At 66.9% G+C, this 16,338-nt stretch carries 13 protein-coding genes and 8 tRNA genes; 5 read left to right on the top strand and 16 right to left on the bottom strand.

Annotated elements, in window-relative coordinates; all coding sequences use genetic code 11:
• Position 1: 1 nt before the first annotated feature.
• Positions 2-1,294 (bottom strand): 3-deoxy-D-manno-octulosonic acid transferase, encoded by a 1,293-nt coding sequence (locus AACH00_RS17265; RefSeq protein WP_341400419.1) that lies wholly within the window; start codon positions 1,292-1,294, stop codon positions 2-4.
• Positions 1,295-1,340: 46 nt separating this feature from the next.
• Entirely contained in the window at positions 1,341-2,729 is a 1,389-nt protein-coding gene (locus AACH00_RS17260) for a phosphomannomutase/phosphoglucomutase (protein WP_341400418.1), read from the bottom strand.
• Positions 2,730-3,025: 296 nt separating this feature from the next.
• Here AACH00_RS17260 and AACH00_RS17255 point away from each other — a divergent pair, with 296 nt between their 5' ends.
• The 5 genes from AACH00_RS17255 (at position 3,026) to AACH00_RS17235 (ending at position 8,037) form a co-directional block, all read left to right on the top strand.
• Positions 3,026-4,087 carry a sensor histidine kinase gene (locus AACH00_RS17255; RefSeq protein ID WP_341400417.1) on the top strand — a complete coding sequence of 354 codons (1,062 nt, stop codon included), beginning with the start codon at positions 3,026-3,028 and terminating at the stop codon, positions 4,085-4,087.
• Positions 4,088-4,130: 43 nt separating this feature from the next.
• Complete coding sequence (locus tag AACH00_RS17250; protein WP_341400416.1) at positions 4,131-4,925, top strand: LytR/AlgR family response regulator transcription factor; 795 nt, start codon at positions 4,131-4,133, stop codon at positions 4,923-4,925.
• 84 nt (positions 4,926-5,009) lie between these two features.
• On the top strand, positions 5,010-6,587 hold the full coding sequence (locus AACH00_RS17245; protein WP_341400415.1) for an Ada metal-binding domain-containing protein: 1,578 nt from the start codon (positions 5,010-5,012) through the stop codon (positions 6,585-6,587).
• Positions 6,584-7,150, top strand: coding sequence for a methylated-DNA--[protein]-cysteine S-methyltransferase (locus tag AACH00_RS17240; protein WP_341400414.1), 567 nt, complete (start codon positions 6,584-6,586; stop codon positions 7,148-7,150). The genes AACH00_RS17245 and AACH00_RS17240 overlap by 4 nt, the downstream gene beginning before the upstream one ends.
• Positions 7,147-8,037 (top strand): DMT family transporter, encoded by an 891-nt coding sequence (locus AACH00_RS17235; RefSeq protein WP_341400413.1) that lies wholly within the window; start codon positions 7,147-7,149, stop codon positions 8,035-8,037. Before AACH00_RS17240 ends, AACH00_RS17235 begins: the two co-directional genes overlap by 4 nt.
• Positions 8,038-8,133: 96 nt before the next feature.
• On the opposite strand, the gene AACH00_RS17230 is transcribed toward AACH00_RS17235, so the two are convergent.
• The 14 genes from AACH00_RS17230 to folC form a co-directional block, all read right to left on the bottom strand.
• A tRNA-Asp gene (locus AACH00_RS17230) sits at positions 8,134-8,210 on the bottom strand.
• Positions 8,211-8,289: 79 nt separating this feature from the next.
• Positions 8,290-8,365: transfer RNA gene (locus AACH00_RS17225), tRNA-Glu, on the bottom strand.
• A 7-nt stretch (positions 8,366-8,372) separates the two neighbouring features.
• A tRNA-Asp gene (locus AACH00_RS17220) sits at positions 8,373-8,449 on the bottom strand.
• Positions 8,450-8,529: 80 nt separating this feature from the next.
• Positions 8,530-8,605: transfer RNA gene (locus tag AACH00_RS17215), tRNA-Glu, on the bottom strand.
• 38 nt (positions 8,606-8,643) lie between these two features.
• Positions 8,644-8,719: transfer RNA gene (locus AACH00_RS17210), tRNA-Ala, on the bottom strand.
• Positions 8,720-8,791: 72 nt separating this feature from the next.
• Positions 8,792-8,868, bottom strand: a tRNA-Asp gene (locus AACH00_RS17205).
• 80 nt (positions 8,869-8,948) lie between these two features.
• A tRNA-Glu gene (locus tag AACH00_RS17200) sits at positions 8,949-9,024 on the bottom strand.
• A gap of 42 nt (positions 9,025-9,066) precedes the next feature.
• Positions 9,067-9,142: transfer RNA gene (locus AACH00_RS17195), tRNA-Ala, on the bottom strand.
• A gap of 133 nt (positions 9,143-9,275) precedes the next feature.
• Entirely contained in the window at positions 9,276-10,670 is a 1,395-nt protein-coding gene (gltX, locus tag AACH00_RS17190; protein ID WP_341400412.1) for a glutamate--tRNA ligase, read from the bottom strand.
• Positions 10,667-11,911: an O-succinylhomoserine sulfhydrylase gene (locus AACH00_RS17185; protein WP_341400411.1), complete on the bottom strand. Its 1,245-nt coding sequence runs from the start codon at positions 11,909-11,911 to the stop codon at positions 10,667-10,669. Before AACH00_RS17185 ends, gltX begins: the two co-directional genes overlap by 4 nt.
• The gene (gene purF, locus AACH00_RS17180) at positions 11,911-13,437 is read right to left on the bottom strand and encodes an amidophosphoribosyltransferase (protein WP_341400410.1); all 1,527 of its coding nucleotides are present in this window, start codon (positions 13,435-13,437) and stop codon (positions 11,911-11,913) included. Before purF ends, AACH00_RS17185 begins: the two co-directional genes overlap by 1 nt.
• A gap of 41 nt (positions 13,438-13,478) precedes the next feature.
• Positions 13,479-13,976, bottom strand: coding sequence for a CvpA family protein (locus AACH00_RS17175; RefSeq protein WP_341400409.1), 498 nt, complete (start codon positions 13,974-13,976; stop codon positions 13,479-13,481).
• Between the two features lie 17 nt (positions 13,977-13,993).
• Positions 13,994-14,848, bottom strand: coding sequence for an SPOR domain-containing protein (locus AACH00_RS17170; RefSeq protein WP_341400408.1), 855 nt, complete (start codon positions 14,846-14,848; stop codon positions 13,994-13,996).
• A gap of 122 nt (positions 14,849-14,970) precedes the next feature.
• Positions 14,971-16,263: a bifunctional tetrahydrofolate synthase/dihydrofolate synthase gene (folC, locus tag AACH00_RS17165; protein ID WP_341400407.1), complete on the bottom strand. Its 1,293-nt coding sequence runs from the start codon at positions 16,261-16,263 to the stop codon at positions 14,971-14,973.
• Positions 16,264-16,338 lie beyond the last annotated feature (75 nt).

Below are 16,338 nucleotides of genomic sequence, written 5' to 3'. Positions count from 1 at the left end.
CTCAAAGCCAGGCGCTGATCGCTGCGGCCATGCGCGCCGCAGCACCGCGGTGAGCCGCCGCAAACTGCTGCGCGGCCTGCACCGCTGCTGAACGGCTGGCGGGGGCTGCCAGCCAGGCCAGCGCGGCCTGCAGCGCGGCACGCATATCGGGGGCGCGCTGCGCGGCCCCGGCAGCCAGCGCCAGCTCAGCGGCTTCGGCGAAATTGAAGGTCGACGGCCCCATCATCAGCGGGCAGCCGTTGGCCGCCGCCTCGATCAGGTTGTGGCCACCCAGCGGCAGGAAGCTGCCGCCCAACAGCGCCACATCGGCCAGGCTGTAGTACACGGCCATCTCGCCGAGCGAATCACCCAGCCACACGTCGACATCGCTGCCCAGCGCATCGGCAGGTGGCGTGTGCGCCCAAGTGCTGCGGCGGCGCAGGGTGAAGCCAGCGGCTTCGACCATGCGGGCAACATCGTCAAACCGCTGCGGGTGACGAGGCACGATCAGCAGCAGCGGCCGCGGCGCAGGCAACTCGGCCCAGGCCGCCAGCAACTGCGCCTCTTCGCCGTCACGGGTATTGGCCACGGCCAGCACCGGGCGCTGCCCGGCCGACTGCACCAGTGCGCGCCACTGCTGGCCCAGCGCCTGCTGGCTGGCGGGTGGCTGCAGGTCGTATTTCAGGTTGCCCACCACCTCGACCTTCGGCACGCCCGCGTCACGCAGGCGCCGTGCGTCGTCGGCGGTCTGGGCCAGCGCCACACTCAGCGCCTCGGCCGCAGGCCGCATCAGGGCCGACATGCGCTCACCCTTGCGGGCGCTGCGCTCGCTCAGGCGGGCATTCGCCAGCACCATGGGCACCTGCTGCTGCCGGGCCGCCTGCTGCAGGTTCGGCCAGATCTCGGTTTCCATCAGCACGCCCACGGCGGGCTGGGTGGTGCGCAGGAAGCGGCGCACCGCGCCCGGCGTGTCGAACGGCAACCAGCTTTGCACATCCCCTGGCTGCATCAAGGCATGTCCGGCCTCGCGGCCCGTGGCGGTGCCGTGGGTGAAGATGAAGCGCACGCCGGGGCGGCGGTCACGCAGGGCCTGCACCAGGGCAGCGGCGGCGCGGGTCTCGCCCAGCGACACCGCATGCAGCCACACCGCCCCCGGCGTCACCGCAGGCAGGCCCCAGCCGAAACGCTGGAGCAGCGCATGCCGATAGCCGGGCTCCAGGCGGCCGCGCCACCACAGGCGGGCCAGGTAAACAGGCGTACCCAGGCGCAGCAGCGTGCTGTAGCCGAAGCGGGCCAGTGCGCTTTGCCAGCTCACCAGCACCACCGCCTGGTCATGCTCAAACGGTCGTTCAAGAAACCGCTCAATGCGCGGCCGCAGCGATCTGAGCGTCCGGCTTCACGGCGCGCAGCACGGCCATGAAATCAGCCTCGATGCGGTGCATGGCCTCGGGCGTGTGGCCCTCGAAGCGCATCACCAGCACCGGGGTGGTGTTGGACGCGCGCACCAGGCCAAAGCCGTCCGGATAGTCGGCACGCAGGCCGTCGGTGGTGGTGATGGTGGCGCCCGGGAACTTCGCGGTCTCGAGGATCTTGGCAATCACCAGCGGCGGCTCGCCTTCGGCGCAGGCCACGTTCAATTCCGGCGTGTTGAAACTGGTGGGCAGTGCGTTCAGCACGGCGCTCGGATCGTCGTGACGCGAGAGGATTTCCAGCAGACGAGCGGCCGTGTACATGCCGTCGTCGAAGCCGTACCAGCGCTCCGAGAAGAACATGTGGCCGCTCATTTCGCCGGCGATCGGGGCGCCGGTTTCCTTCAGCTTGGCCTTGACCAGCGAGTGACCGGTCTTCCACATCAGCGGCTTGCCGCCGGCGGCTTCGATGGCCGGTGCCAGGCGCTGGGTGCACTTCACGTCATAGATGATCGTGCCGCCCTTGACGCGGGTCAGGATGTCGCGCGCGAACAAGATGAGCTGGCGGTCCGGATAGATGATCTGGCCGTCCTTGGTGACCACGCCGAGGCGGTCGCCGTCGCCGTCAAAGGCCAGGCCCAGTTCGGCGTCGGTGGCATGCACCACCTTGATCAGGTCAGCCAGATTTTCGGGCTTCGACGGATCCGGGTGGTGGTTGGGGAAGTCACCGTCGACCTTCGAGTACAGGTCGATCACCTCGCAGCCCAGCGCCTTCAGGATGGCCGGCGCGGTGGCACCCGGGATACCGTTGCCCGAATCAACCACGATCTTCATCGGGCGCGACAGCTTGCAGTCGCTGGTGATGCGGTGGGTGTACTCGGGCACGATGTCCATCTGGCCGATGCGGCCCTTGCCCGTGGTGTAGTCCTCGGCTTCGATGCGACGCTTCAGGCCCTGGATCTCTTCGCCGTAGATGGCGCGGCCGGCCAGCACCATCTTGAAGCCGTTGTAGTCCTTCGGGTTGTGGCTGCCGGTGACCTGGATGCCGCTGCTGCAACCGAACTTGGCGCGCGTGGCCGCCACGTAATAAACCATCGGCGTGGTGACTGCGCCGATGTCCACCACGTCGAGGCCCGTCGAGGCCACGCCGCGCATCAGGGCCGCCACCAGGCCCGGGCCCGACACACGACCGTCACGCCCGACCACCACCGCCTTTTCACCGGCCTTGATGGCCTCGGTGCCGAAGGCCCGGCCCAGGTGTTCGGCCAGGGTTTCGTCGAGCGTGGTGCCGACGATGCCGCGGATGTCATAGGCCTTGAAAATCGATGCGTTGACTTGCATGAGGGGTGCTTTCTTCGGGGTCGATGGTGCGCACACGCGCTGTTGGGGGCATTGTAGGAGCCGCCAGTTACATCATCACTGCAATCCTTTGGGGTGGCGCGCCGTCGATTCGTCGCGTGCAATGTCGATTCGGCGCGCGTGCGCCCTTCCGCATGCTCCGCCTGCCTAAACTGGCCCGCATGAACTCGACACACACCACAGCCGCCTCATGGCCTCGGCACAGCCTGAGATCGCAACTCCACGCGTCCTGGCGTTCCTGGTGGGCGCAGGATTTCAAGCACACCGGGCCAGGATGGATGCTGTGGTTGTGGACGCTGGTCTTCAGCCTGGCGTGCGCCGCGGGCTTCACCATCCTCGGCTTCGCCATGTTTGCCGGCGGCGAAGGCGCGTGGCGCAATCTGGACGGATGGCTGGAGTGGTACGTCATCAACTTGCGCATCAGCCTGGCCATCGGCATCACCATCCACCTGCTGCATGTGCTGTCGCGGGCGGTGATCGGGCTGCCACGCCTGCGCCGCATGGGCCGCCGGGCGCGCGGCTTTTACTTTTCCGGCATTCCCCTGGTGGGTGTGGCCGTGGGCATGCCGCTCGGCCTGTCGTGGGCAGACGCCGGCTGGTTGTGGGTGCTGCGTGACGGTGATGCCAATACCGTGGCGGCCAGCCTGCTGCTGTCCACGATGATCGGGCTGCTGTTCTGGGGCGGCTTCACGCTGAAGGCCCGCCAGCTGCGCGCCGAGCAGCAGGCCGCCGAAGCAGCCCTGAAGCTGCTGCAGGGCCAGATCGAGCCGCATTTCCTGTTCAACAGCCTGGCGAATGTGGTGGGGCTGATCGAGGTGGAACCGGCCCGCGCCCGCGCCCTGCTGGAGAGCTTCATCGCCTACCTGCGGGCCTCGCTGGGCGGCCTGCGCCAGGACAACCGCACGATGGCCGACGAGCTGACGCTGGTGCGGGCCTTTGTCGATGTGCTGAGCCACCGCATGGAAGACCGCCTCACGGTCGACATCAACGTGCCGGCCACGCTGCTGCCACTGCCGCTGCCAGCGCTGCTCATTCAGCCGCTGGTGGAAAACGCCATCCGCCACGGGCTGGAGCCCAAGGTGGAGGGCGGCCATCTGCAGGTGCATGCCCGCGCCGAGGGCAGCACGCTCATCATCGAGGTGATCGATGATGGCCTGGGGCTGACCCGGAACGCGGGCACCGCCGGCTCCGGCACGGCACTGGCCAACATCCGGGAACGGCTCTGGCAACAGTTCGGCACGGACGCCAGCCTGACCCTGGCACCAGGCGAAGCCGGACGCGGCGTGTGCGCACGCCTGACCTTGCCGCTGCCAGCCTTGCCTGCTGCCCCCTCAGCCTGACCGCACCGCGCTACATTCCACCGACCAGCCTGCCTTCAAGACCATGCGCGCACCCACCGCCCTGATCGCCGACGACGAACCCGCACTGGCCCGGTTTCTGGCCGAACAATTGCGCACCCTGTGGCCCGAGCTCGAGTTGCTGCCGCTGGCGCGCAACGGGATCGAAGCCACGCAGCGCATCAGCGAGCTGGCGCCGGACGTGGCCTTCCTCGACATCCGCATGCCGGGCCGGACGGGCCTGGAGGTGGCGCAAGGCATTGAGGGCACGACGCGGGTGGTGTTTGTCACCGCCTACGACGAGTTCGCCGTGCAGGCCTTCGAGCAGGAAGCGCTGGACTATCTGCTCAAGCCGGTCGGGCGGGAACGCCTGCAGCAAACGGTCGCTCGCCTGAAGGCCGCGCTGGCAGCTTCCCCAGATGCTGCGGCTGGCGACGATGGGCAACTCTCGCGCACGCTGCATCAGCTGCAATCACGACCAGCCCCGGGCGCGGGCGAGAGCGCACCGGCAGCAGCACCGCTGCGCTGGATCCGTGCCAGTGCCGGTGACACCACCTACCAGATCGCGGTGGACGACGTGCTGTGCTTCGAGGCCGATGAGAAGTACACGGTGGTGCACACGGCCGGCCGCGAGCACATCATCCGCATGGCGATTGCCGAGCTCGCGCAGCGGCTGGACGGTGAGCAGTTCTGGCAGGTTCACCGCTCCACCCTCATCAACGTGGACAAGCTGCACGCCACCCGCCGCGACGACGCCAGCCGACTGTGGCTGAAGCTGCATGGCACCGACAAGGAGTGGCCGGTGTCACGCGCCTACGTGCATTTGTTCAAGGCCATGTAGGCACGCAAACCGCCCCGGCGCGGCGGCTCAGGCAGAGGTCCGGAAATGGCTAGTCTGGATGGCCTGCCCGCCTATCATGGCGCCATGAGCACCCCGGACACCCCGCTGCAATCCGACGCCGCCTACCGCGCGCTCAGCACCCGCGATGCGCGCTTCGATGGCCGGTTCTTCGTCGGGGTTACCTCCACCGGCATCTACTGCCGGCCAGTGTGCCGGGTGCGTGTGCCACGCGCCGAGAACTGCCGGTTTTTCCCGCATGCCGCAGCGGCTGAGCAGGGCGGCTTTCGCCCTTGCCTGCGCTGCCGGCCTGAGCTCGCGCCAGGACTGTCGCTCACCGACACCAGCCGCACCCTGGCGCGCACGGCCGCCAGCATGATCGAGCGGGCCGTGGCCGACGGCCTGCCCGTGTCGCTGGCCGATCTGGCGGGGCGCCTGGGTGTGACCGACCGCCACCTGCGGCGCATCTTTGCCGCGGAATTTGATGTTTCGCCGATCGACTGGCTGACCACCCACCGCCTGCTGCTGGCCAAGCAATTGCTGACCGACACGCGGCTGCCCGTGACCCAGGTGGCGCTGGCCAGCGGCTTCGGCAGCCTGCGGCGCTTCAACGATGCTTTTGCCAGCCATTACCGCCTGGCCCCCGGTGCGCTGCGCAAGGCGGGTGAGCCACGCAACGCCAAAACCGCCCCGGTCACAGCGCATGACGCTGGTGACGTCACCCTGACCCTGCCCTGGCGCGCGCCCTATGACGTGGCCGCGATGCGCCAGTTTCTGGCCAATCGGCCCTTGCCCGGCGTGGAAGCCCATGCCGAGGGCGTGTGGCGCCGGACCCTGCGTGTGCCGCACCTGCAGACCCACCTCACCGGCTGGATCAGCCTGACGCTGGACGAGACCCGCGGCGCCGCCCGCGTCGGCGTCAGCGCCAGCCTCGCACCGGCGCTGGGCGCGGTGCGACGCCGGGTGCGACACCTGCTGGACGTTGACACCGACACCACCAGCATCGACGCCGCCTTGCAGAACCTGCCCGGCGGCATGCGGCCCGGCCTGCGCGTGCCCGGCTGCATGGACGGGTTCGAGACCACCGTGCGCATCATCCTCGGCCAGCAGGTGACGGTGGCTGCGGCCTGCACCCTGGCGGGGCGGCTGGTGCGCCGCTTCGGTGAGCCGGTGAGTACGCCGCACGAAGGCCTGACACACCTCTTCCCAACCGCGCAGGCGCTGGCAGAGGCGGATCCGGCTCACATCGGCGAGCTGGGCATCGTGCGCACCCGCGTCGGCGCCCTGCAAGCCCTGGCCCGCGCCGTGTCTGAAGGCGTGCTGCACCTTGACCGCTCCGAGCCGATGGAACAGACGCTGCAGAACCTGCAGAGCCTGCCGGGCATCGGCCCCTGGACCTGCGAGCTGGTGGCGATGCGTGTGCTTGGCTGGCCTGACGCATTTCCGGCCAGTGACATCGGCGTCATCAACGCGCTGGGGGGCCTGAAGCCCGCGGCGTCGGTGCCCATGGCCGAGGCGTGGCGCCCCTGGCGCTCGTATGCGGTGCTGCAGTTGTGGCAACAGCTGCCCGTGGCCGCGCCAAAGCCCCCATCAGCTACGGCGCCAGCGCGCACCGCCGCCCTCACCTCGCTTCACCTTGATACACCGCCGCAGGCCAACACATGACCACATCGCCACGCCCCTGGGCGGCCCAGACCAAGCTCCAGACACCAATGGGCACCATGCTGATCGCCTGCACCGAAGCCGGCCTCGGCGGTTGCTGGTTCGACGGGCAGCAACACCACCCGGGTGAGTTGCATGCGAAGAATGACGCGAACCACCGCTGGCTGCTGGCGACGGCCCGCACCTTCGACCGCTACTGGCAAGGCGCCGGTGATGCGGGGGACCTGGCCACCTTGCCGCTGGACCTGGCCGGCACGGCGTTCCAGCTCGCCGTGTGGCGGCAGTTGCGGCAGATCGCCCCGGGCGCCACCGTGAGTTACGGCGACATTGCCCGCGCGCTGGACCGCCCGAAGGCCGTGCGCGCGGTGGGCGCTGCGGTTGGCCGCAACCCGGTCAGCGTGCTGGTGCCTTGCCACCGGGTGATGGGCGCCAACGGCAGCCTCACCGGGTATGCCGGTGGGCTCGACCGCAAGGTGGCACTGCTTGAACTGGAGGGGGTGGCCATGCGCGCGCCCTCCCTGATCCCATACCCCGCCACCAGTGGCATGTCTGGCTTGACTGCATGAAAACCCGTGATCTGATCGAACTGCTCACCCTCGCCGCCATCTGGGGCGCCTCCTTCCTGTTCATGCGCGTCGCCGTGCCGGCCTTCGGGCCCTGGGCCCTGGCCGGGGTGCGGGTGCTCGGGGCATCGGCATTTCTGTTGCCGCTGCTGCTCGCCCGGGGTGAATGGGGCGCTTTGCGGCAGCACTGGCGGCCGATCTTTCTGGTGGGCATCACCAACTCCGCACTGCCCTTCCTGTGTTTCGGTTATGCCGCGCTGGCCATCACTGGCGGGCTTTCGGCCATCTTCAATGCCACCACGCCTTTGTGGGGTGCCCTCATCGGCTGGCTGTGGTTGAAGGATGCACCCGGGCGCAACCGCACCCTCGGCCTTTGGATCGGCTTCGCCGGGGTGCTGTGGCTGGCGGGGGACAAGGCCGGCCTGAAGGCCGATGCTGGCGGCGCGTCACCGGCGCTGGCAGTGCTGGCCTGTCTGGCGGCCACGGCGATGTACGGTTTTTCTGCCAACTTCACCAAGCGACGTCTGTCGGGCGTACCACCCATGGCGCTGGCCACCGGCAGCCAGTTGTCGGCCGCGCTGGTCTTGGTCGGCCCGATGCTGTGGACCTGGCCGGCCAGCCCGGCGCCGGTGCGCGCCTGGGGCGCGGCGCTGCTGCTGGCCCTGCTGTGCACCGGCGTGGCCTATGTGCTGTTCTTCAGGTTGATTGGCCGGCTGGGCGCGTCGAACGCCATCAGCGTGACCTTCCTGATCCCGGCGTTTGCCGTGGTGTGGGGCTGGCTGCTTCTGGACGAATCGGTGAGCAGCACGATGCTGCTGGCCTGCGGGGTCATCCTGCTGGGCACGTCGATGGTGACGGGGCTGTGGCAGCCGCTGAAGACCAAGGAATGAAGGCACGCCGTGCGCGACGGGAGCGCATGGCCTGCGCACGCTGCATTCAGACAACAAAAAACCCGCCGGGTGACCGGGCGGGTTCTTGAAAAACGGTGGCGGAGTGGACGGGACTCGAACCCGCGACCCCCGGCGTGACAGGCCGGTATTCTAACCAACTGAACTACCACTCCGCAGTGGTGCTGAGTTTCGCGGCAGTATCTCAACTGCTGCCAGGCCCTCTACGGCCTGTGCTTCATTGCTGAAGCAATCTGGTACGCCCTAGGGGATTCGAACCCCTGTAGCCACCGTGAAAGGGTGGTGTCCTAGGCCTCTAGACGAAGGGCGCAAAACCTTGGCGGAGTGGACGGGACTCGAACCCGCGACCCCCGGCGTGACAGGCCGGTATTCTAACCAACTGAACTACCACTCCGCAGTGGTGATGAGTTTCGCGGCAGTATCTCAACTGCTGCCAGGCCCTCAACGGCCTGTGCTTCATTGCTGAAGCGAATCTGGTACGCCCTAGGGGATTCGAACCCCTGTAGCCACCGTGAAAGGGTGGTGTCCTAGGCCTCTAGACGAAGGGCGCCACGGACTTTCAATTTGCCTTGATGTCACCCGGGAAGATGGTGGAGGTAAGCGGGATCGAACCGCTGACCTCTTGCATGCCATGCAAGCGCTCTCCCAGCTGAGCTATACCCCCGTGAACCGAGGTGACATCAATCACAAACTAAAGAACCTGCAGGACTCTCATCCAGCAGGCTCTGCTGTTTGGTGGCGGAGTGGACGGGACTCGAACCCGCGACCCCCGGCGTGACAGGCCGGTATTCTAACCAACTGAACTACCACTCCGCAGTGGTGCTGATTTTCACGGCAGTATCTCAACTGCCACCAGGTACTCAACAACCTGTGCTTCATTGCTGAAGCTTGTTTGGTACGCCCTAGGGGATTCGAACCCCTGTAGCCACCGTGAAAGGGTGGTGTCCTAGGCCTCTAGACGAAGGGCGCCAAGAACTCAAATTCATTCTGCTTCAACGGCGCCACCGAGAATGGTGGAGGTAAGCGGGATCGAACCGCTGACCTCTTGCATGCCATGCAAGCGCTCTCCCAGCTGAGCTATACCCCCGTGTGTCAGATCAATCTTTTCAGTTGCCTGAAAAATTCTCTCTGCTCGGGCGCTTCAATCAAAACTGCTCTTTCAAGCCGCTTTGCTCAAAGCATTTCGCCGTTCAAGCAAGACCAAGAGTATATACCGCTTTTCAAGCAGTCTGCAAGCGCCTGATCACTTCTTCGCGAGAAAAGAGCGCCAGCACCGCATCGACCGACGGCGTCTGCGCGCGTCCGCACACCAGCACCCGCACCGGAATGGCCAGTTGAGGCATCTTGATGCCGAACTCGCCGATGGTGTCCTTGATGGCCTGGTTCAGGCTGGGCTTGTCCCAGGTGGCGGTGGCCAGCCGGGTGGCCAGTGCAGCCAGAGCCGGCTTCACGGCCTCGGTCACATGCTGGGCCACATCGGCCTCGGCAGGCTGCACCGGCGCCACGAACATGGCCAGCCAGTCGGCCAGTTCGACCGTGGTGTGGCAGCGGTCCTTGAACAGCGCGCACATGGCGGCCAGGGCTTGCGCCTCCGGCACCGGCAAACCGCGCTTGTTGAACTGCGTGGCCACCATCGTCGCGAGGCGCTGGTCATCGGCCTGCTTCACATACTGGCCATTGACCCACGCCAGCTTGGTGGCATCCCACATGGCCGGGCTCTTCGACAGGTGCGTGCCGTCAAACCACTGCACCATCTGCTCGGCGCTGAAGATCTCGTCGTCGCCGTGGCTCCAGCCCAGACGCGCCAGGTAGTTCAGCATGGCTTCGGGCAGGTAGCCCTCGTCCTCGTAGGCCGACACCGCCACGGCGCCGCGGCGCTTCGACAGCTTCAGGCCGTCGTCACCCAGGATCACCGGCAGGTGACCGAAGGTGGGCAGCTCAGCGCCCAGGGCCTGGTAGATGTTGATCTGCCACGGCGTGTTGTTGATGTGCTCGTCACCCCGGAACACATGGGTGATGGCCATGTCGACGTCGTCGACCACCACGGCGAAGTTGTAGGTCGGCACACCATCGGCGCGCGCGATGATCAGGTCGTCGATCTCGCGGTTGCTGATGCTGATCGGGCCCTTCACCACGTCGTCCCAGGTCACCACGCCGTCGAGCGGATTGGCAAAGCGGATCACCGGCTTCACGCCTTCGGGCACGGCCGGCAGCACCTTGCCCGGCATCGGGCGCCAGCGGCCGTCATAGCCGGTCTTTTCACCGCGAGCCTTCTGGCCTTCGCGCAGCGCGTCCAGCTCTTCCGGCGTGCTGTAGCAGCGGTAGGCGGTGCCTTCAGCCAGCATGCGCTCGATCACTTCCGCATAGCGGTCCAGACGCTGCATCTGGTAGATCGGGCCTTCGTCGTAGTTCAGGCCCAGCCAGTGCATGGACTGCAGGATCTGCTCCACCGAATCCTGGGTGGAGCGGGCCACGTCGGTGTCCTCGATGCGCAGCACGAACTCACCACCGAAGTGACGGGCATAGGCCCACGAGTACAGGGCCGTGCGGGCCGTGCCCAGGTGCAGGAAGCCGGTGGGCGACGGGGCGATGCGGGTGCGGATTTTGCGGGTCATGCGCGGTTCTTCAATGCGTCCAGACCACGCGCCAGGTCGGCGCGCAGGTCGTCAATGTGGTCCAGGCCAACCGCCACGCGGATCAGGCCTTGCTGAATGCCGGCGGCCTGGCGCTGCGCTTCTGACAGACGTCCGTGCGAGGTGGTGGCCGGGTGGCTGATGGTGGTCTTGGTATCGCCGAGGTTGGTGGTGATGGAGCACACCTGCGTCGCATCGATCACCGAGAAGGCGTTGGCGCGCAGGGCGTCAGCGCCCTCCCCGATCACGTCGAACGACACCACGGCTGCGCCGCTGCCGCCCTGCTGGGCCATCGCCAGCGCATGTTGCGGATGCGACTTCAGGCCCGGGTAGTGCACGCGCGCCACGGCCGGGTGTGCTTCCAGCCATTCAGCCAGTTGCAGCGCCCGCTCGCTCTGGGCCTGCATGCGCACGGCCAGCGTTTCCATGCCCTTCAGCACGATCCAGGCGTTGAACGGCGACAGCGTCATGCCGGCCGAGCGTTGCACCGGCATCAGCTTGGCCTGGATGAGCTCAGCCGGGCCGCACACGGCGCCGGCAATCACCCGGCCCTGGCCGTCGAGGTACTTGGTGCCCGAGTGGATGATGAAGTCTGCACCGAACTTGACCGGCTGCTGCAAGGCAGGCGAGCAGAAGCAGTTGTCGACCGCGAGCCAGGCGCCGCCCGCGTGGGCGATGTCAGCCAGCGCGGCGATGTCACAGATTTCGGTCAGCGGGTTCGTCGGCGATTCAGCGAACAGCAGCTTCGTGTTCGGGCGCATCGCGGCCTGCCACTGCGCCACGTCGGTCTGCGACACGAAGGTCGATTCGATGCCGAACCGGCCCATCACGTCCTGCAGCAGCTTGATGGTCGAGCCGAACACGCTCTGCGAGCAGACCACGTGATCGCCCGCCTTCAGCAGGCCCATCACCAGCAACAGGATGGCGGACATGCCGCTGGCCGTGGCGATGCAGCCGCTGGTGCCTTCGAGGGCTGCCAGGCGGCGCTCCATCATCAACACCGTCGGGTTGGTGAAGCGGCTGTAGGTGAAGGCCTCTTCCTCGTCGGCAAACCGGCGCGCCGCGGTGGCCGCGTCCGGATGCACGAAACTGCTGGTCAGGTACAGCGCTTCGGAGTTTTCACCCCATTGCGAAGGCGGCAGGCCTTCACGCAGCGCCAGGGTTTCCAGTCGCGCATCGGCCGGCAAGCTCACCCGGGGCAACATCTTCTTGCCAGTGCTCATCAGGCGCCCCCGGTGCCGTTCTGCAAGGCCAGGCGACTGCGGTCGCCAGCTTCCAGCTCTTCGCCCTGCGAGGCGCGCTGGGCCTTCATGGTTTCGAAGTCCTCGGCCGTCACGTCACCGGTGATGTAGGTGCCGTCGAAGCACGAGGCCTCGAAACCGCGGATACCCGGGTTCAGGGCATTCACGACGCGCTTCATGGCGTCCACATCCTGGTAGATCAGCGCATCGGCGCCGATGAACTGGCGGATCTCTTCCATGCTGCGGTCATGGGCGATCAGCTCTTCCTTGGTCGGCATGTCGATGCCGTAGACATTGGGGAAGCGCACCGGCGGCGCGGCCGAAGCCATGTAGACCTTGTTGGCACCGGCCTCGCGGGCCATCTGCACGATTTCCTTGCTGGTGGTGCCGCGCACGATGGAGTCATCGACCAGCAGCACATTGCGGCCCTTGAACTCGACGCCGATGGCGTTGAGCTTCTGACGCACGCTCTTCTTGCGCACGCCCTGGCCCGGCATGATGAAAGTGCGGCCAACGTAGCGGTTCTTCACGAAGCCTTCGCGGTACGGCTTGCCGATCTTCTGGGCCAGCTGCATCGCCGAAGGACGGCTGGATTCCGGAATCGGAATCACCACGTCGATGTCGGACGGCGGCATGGTGGAGATCAGGCGCTGAGCCAGCGTCTCGCCCATGTTCAGACGGGCCTGGTAAACCGACACGCCGTCGATCACCGAATCCGGCCGGGCCAGGTACACGTACTCGAACATGCACGGGTTCAGCGTCGGGTTCTCGGCGCATTGCTGGCTGTGCAGCTCGCCCTTGGTGTCGATGAAGATGGCTTCGCCCGGCTGCACGTCGCGCACCAGCTTGAAGCCGTTGCCTTCGAGTGCCACCGACTCGCTGGCCACCATCACGTCTTGGTGGCCGTCAGCGCCCACCTGGGTGCCGAAGCACAACGGACGGATGCCGTACGGGTCGCGGAAAGCCAGCAGGCCGTAACCGGCAATCAAGGCCACCACGGCGTAAGAGCCCTTCACGCGGCGGTGCACCGCGGCCACGGCCTTGAAGACTTCCTCGGGCGACAGCGGCAGATCACGCGCAGCCAGTTCCAGTTCGTGGGCCAGGATGTTGATCAGCACCTCGGTGTCGCTCTCGGTGTTGATGTGGCGACGGTCGATGTCGAACAGCTCCGTCTTCAAGGCATGCGCATTGGTCAGGTTGCCGTTGTGCACCAGCACCACGCCGAACGGCGCGTTCACGTAGAAGGGCTGGGCCTCTTCCTCGTTGTAGGCGTTGCCGGCCGTGGGGTAGCGCACCTGGCCCAGGCCCACCGTGCCCGGCAGCGCCCGCATGTTGCGGGTGCGGAACACGTCTCGCACCATGCCACGCGCCTTGTGCATGAAGCACTTGGTGCCTTGCATCGTGACGATGCCGGCCGCGTCCTGCCCGCGATGCTGCAGCAGCAGCAGGGCGTCATAGATGAGCTGGTTGACTGGCTGCCTGGAGATCACGCCAACAATGCCGCACATGTGAGAGTCCGTTCTAGAAAGAGTTCGAAAAGATCAGGGAATCAGGTTTTCAGGTGTTGGCCCAGGCCTTCTGGCAGAAACGGCTGCAATTCCAGCAACACGATCTGCAACCAGGCAGCGCCCCGGCTTTCGGCCCACAGCGGCGACTTCGCCACCGGTGTCCACATCAGCACACTCGTCAACACCAGCAAAATCAGAACACCGCGTACCAGACCGAACAGCGCGCCCAGCACGCGGTCGATCAGGCTCAGCGGTGTGGCTGCCACCAGCAGCCGAAGCAAACGGGCCAGCAGCCCGCAGGCAATCAGGGTGACCACAAAGGCCAGCACAAAGCCCGCGACCAGCGCCTTCACCGACTCGGGTGGCTCGATGTGCAAGGCGGCCGACACCTCGGCGCCGTAGTGCCGGGCGGCCAGCCAGGCCAGCAGCCAGGCGGCCAGCGACATGACCTCGAACAGCAGACCGCGCCACACGCCGATCAGCACCGACACGACGAGCACGCCGGCCAGAAACCAATCGACGGGGGGCAAAGTCAACATGCTGGGTCCAGCCGCGCTCAAAGCACCAGCACAGCCGCAGGCAAGCCACCGGACTTGATCCGGCTGGCGGCCTTGTCAGCCTCGGCCTTGGTGGGGTACGGCCCCACGCGCACACGGATGCGGCGACCCGACGACGACTCGATCACCTGCGTGTAGGTCTTCAGGCCCATGGCCTCCACCTTCAGGCGGGCCTCACGGGCGGATGTCACCTCGGAAAACGCACCGATCTGCACCACGAAGCGACCGCTGTCTGCTGCCGCGTCAGGCTTGGGCTCCGGCTTCTTCTCGGCGGGCTTGGGTTCGGGCTTCTTTTCAGCCGGCTTCGGCTCGGGCTTCTTCTCGACCGGCTTCGGCTCGGGCTTGGGCTCCGGTTTTTTCTCGACCGGCTTGGCCTCGGGCTTCGGTTCCGGCTTCTTCTCTGCCGGCTTGGCCTCAACCTTCTTTTCGGAGGCGCGTGCGGCCGGGGCCGATGCCAGCTGCGCCTGGCTCGGCTTGACGACCGGCTCGATCACCTCGCGTTCAGTACGCTCACCGCGAGCAGCCATTTCAGCGGCTTCGGAAGCGCTGGGCTCGATCGGCGGCGGCGAGGCCACGCGATCAGGCGAATTGGGGTTCTGGCGCATCGACGGCGGCACCAGCGGCGACACACCGTCGCGCGAGGGAATCTCGATCGGGATGTCGACCGGGATCGGGCGAGGCTGGGTTTCGAACAGCAGCGGGAAACCGATGATGCCGGCGCCCAGCAACACGGCCGCGCCAATCAGGCGGCGGCGGGCTTTCAGGCGGGCGTCACGCACCACGTCGGCAGCATCAGCGGCAGCGTTGGAGCGCTTGTCGGCGTTGCCGAACTTGAATTTCGAAAGCAGACCCATGCGTGGCAATGTCGGGGCGATCTTGGACGATGCAACCCGCCGGATTGCCGGTTGCATCGATGTTCCCGGCCTGCTCGGGAGAGCCTGCTGGCCCACTCAAGCCAGCCCCATCGGGTGAGCAATCAAGCCCGGTGGGGCGCGCTCAAACGGGGCAAACCCTTCTCCAGCACGCCGCCCACGGTATAGAACGAGCCGAAGACCACGATTCTATCAGCGGGGTCGCTGGCTGATACGGCCGCGGCCAGTGCGTCGGCCGGGCTGGCATGGGTGCTGTGGGTGGCGCGCGCCCCGCCGTGGGCCGCCACGATCTCCGCCAGCTCGCCTGCCTTGGCAGCGCGCGGCAGCGGCAGATCGGTCAGGTACCACTCGTCGGCCAGCGCCGCCAGGCGTTGCACCACGGTGTGCAGGTCCTTGTCGTGCATCGCCCCGAACACCACCCGGGTGCGCGGGAAGAAGCCCATCTGGTCCAGGTTCAGGGCCAGGGCCGACACGCTCTGCGGGTTGTGCGCCACATCCAGCACCAGGGCCGGCTGGCCGGGCACGATCTGGAAGCGGCCAGGCAGATCGACCAGCGACAGACCCACCCGCACGGCCTGCGCCGTCACCGGCACGCGGTCGCGCAGGGCCTCCAGCGCCGCGATGGCGCCTGCCGCGTTCAGCAGCTGGTTGGCGCCGCGCAGTGCCGGGTAAGCCAGCGCGTGATAGCGCCGGCCGCGGCCGCTCCAGCTCCACTGCTGCCGATCACCGGACTGGTTGAAATCGCGGCCGACCAGCCACAGATCAGCGCCCACTGCCTCGCCCACGGCCAGCACGCTGTCAGGAGGCACCGGGTCGGCGATGATGGCCGGGCGCCCTGTCCGCAGGATGCCGGCCTTCTCGCGGCCGATGCTTTCGCGGTCCGGGCCGAGAAAGGCGACGTGGTCGATGTCGATGCTGGTGATCACCGAGCAATCGGCGTCAAAGGCATTCACGGCGTCAAGCCGGCCGCCCAGGCCCACTTCCAGGATGACCAGGTCGAGTGGCTCGGACGCCAGGCGACGTGCAATCGCCAGAAACGTGAACTCGAAATAGGTGAGCGTGATGTCGCCACGCGCCGCTTCAACGGCCGCGAAGTGGGGCACCAGGCTGTCGCCCGTCACCATCTCGCCGTTCACTCGGCAGCGTTCTTCAAAGTGCACCAGGTGCGGCTTGCTGAACACGCCGACCCGGTAGCCGGCGGCGCGGGCGATGCTGTCGAGCATGGCGCAGGTCGAGCCCTTGCCGTTGGTGCCGGCCACGCTGATGACGGGCACCTCGAACTGCAGATCCAGTCGTTCCTTCACGACCTTGACCCGGTCGAGGGTCATGTCGATCTCGATGAGATGCAGGCGTTCGCAGTGGGCCAGCCATTCGGCCAGGGTGGTGGGCAGGGTCATGGTGATCGTGGGCTCAACAAACCGCCGCCCCGGCTGCCAACGCCAGTACAGGCGGGCCGGCCGGGGCGGCTGGAG

The organism is Ideonella margarita (assembly GCF_038066635.1).
GTDB classification, from domain to species: domain Bacteria; phylum Pseudomonadota; class Gammaproteobacteria; order Burkholderiales; family Burkholderiaceae_C; genus Ideonella; species Ideonella margarita.
This window is presented reverse-complemented; position numbering and strand designations above follow the sequence as displayed.

Excerpts from the sequence above, each read along its gene's own strand:
- AACH00_RS17235 (WP_341400413.1), top strand. The coding sequence starts at position 7,147 with ATGAAAACCCGTGATCTGATCGAACTGCTCACCCTCGCCGCCATCTGG.
- gltX (WP_341400412.1), bottom strand. The coding sequence starts at position 10,670 with ATGACCCGCAAAATCCGCACCCGCATCGCCCCGTCGCCCACCGGCTTC.
- AACH00_RS17245 (WP_341400415.1), top strand. The coding sequence starts at position 5,010 with ATGAGCACCCCGGACACCCCGCTGCAATCCGACGCCGCCTACCGCGCG.
- folC (WP_341400407.1), bottom strand. The coding sequence starts at position 16,263 with ATGACCCTGCCCACCACCCTGGCCGAATGGCTGGCCCACTGCGAACGC.
- AACH00_RS17240 (WP_341400414.1), top strand. The coding sequence starts at position 6,584 with ATGACCACATCGCCACGCCCCTGGGCGGCCCAGACCAAGCTCCAGACA.
- AACH00_RS17250 (WP_341400416.1), top strand. The coding sequence starts at position 4,131 with ATGCGCGCACCCACCGCCCTGATCGCCGACGACGAACCCGCACTGGCC.
- AACH00_RS17260 (WP_341400418.1), bottom strand. The coding sequence starts at position 2,729 with ATGCAAGTCAACGCATCGATTTTCAAGGCCTATGACATCCGCGGCATC.
- AACH00_RS17255 (WP_341400417.1), top strand. The coding sequence starts at position 3,026 with ATGCTGTGGTTGTGGACGCTGGTCTTCAGCCTGGCGTGCGCCGCGGGC.
- purF (WP_341400410.1), bottom strand. The coding sequence starts at position 13,437 with ATGTGCGGCATTGTTGGCGTGATCTCCAGGCAGCCAGTCAACCAGCTC.
- AACH00_RS17175 (WP_341400409.1), bottom strand. The coding sequence starts at position 13,976 with ATGTTGACTTTGCCCCCCGTCGATTGGTTTCTGGCCGGCGTGCTCGTC.
- AACH00_RS17170 (WP_341400408.1), bottom strand. The coding sequence starts at position 14,848 with ATGGGTCTGCTTTCGAAATTCAAGTTCGGCAACGCCGACAAGCGCTCC.
- AACH00_RS17185 (WP_341400411.1), bottom strand. The coding sequence starts at position 11,911 with ATGAGCACTGGCAAGAAGATGTTGCCCCGGGTGAGCTTGCCGGCCGAT.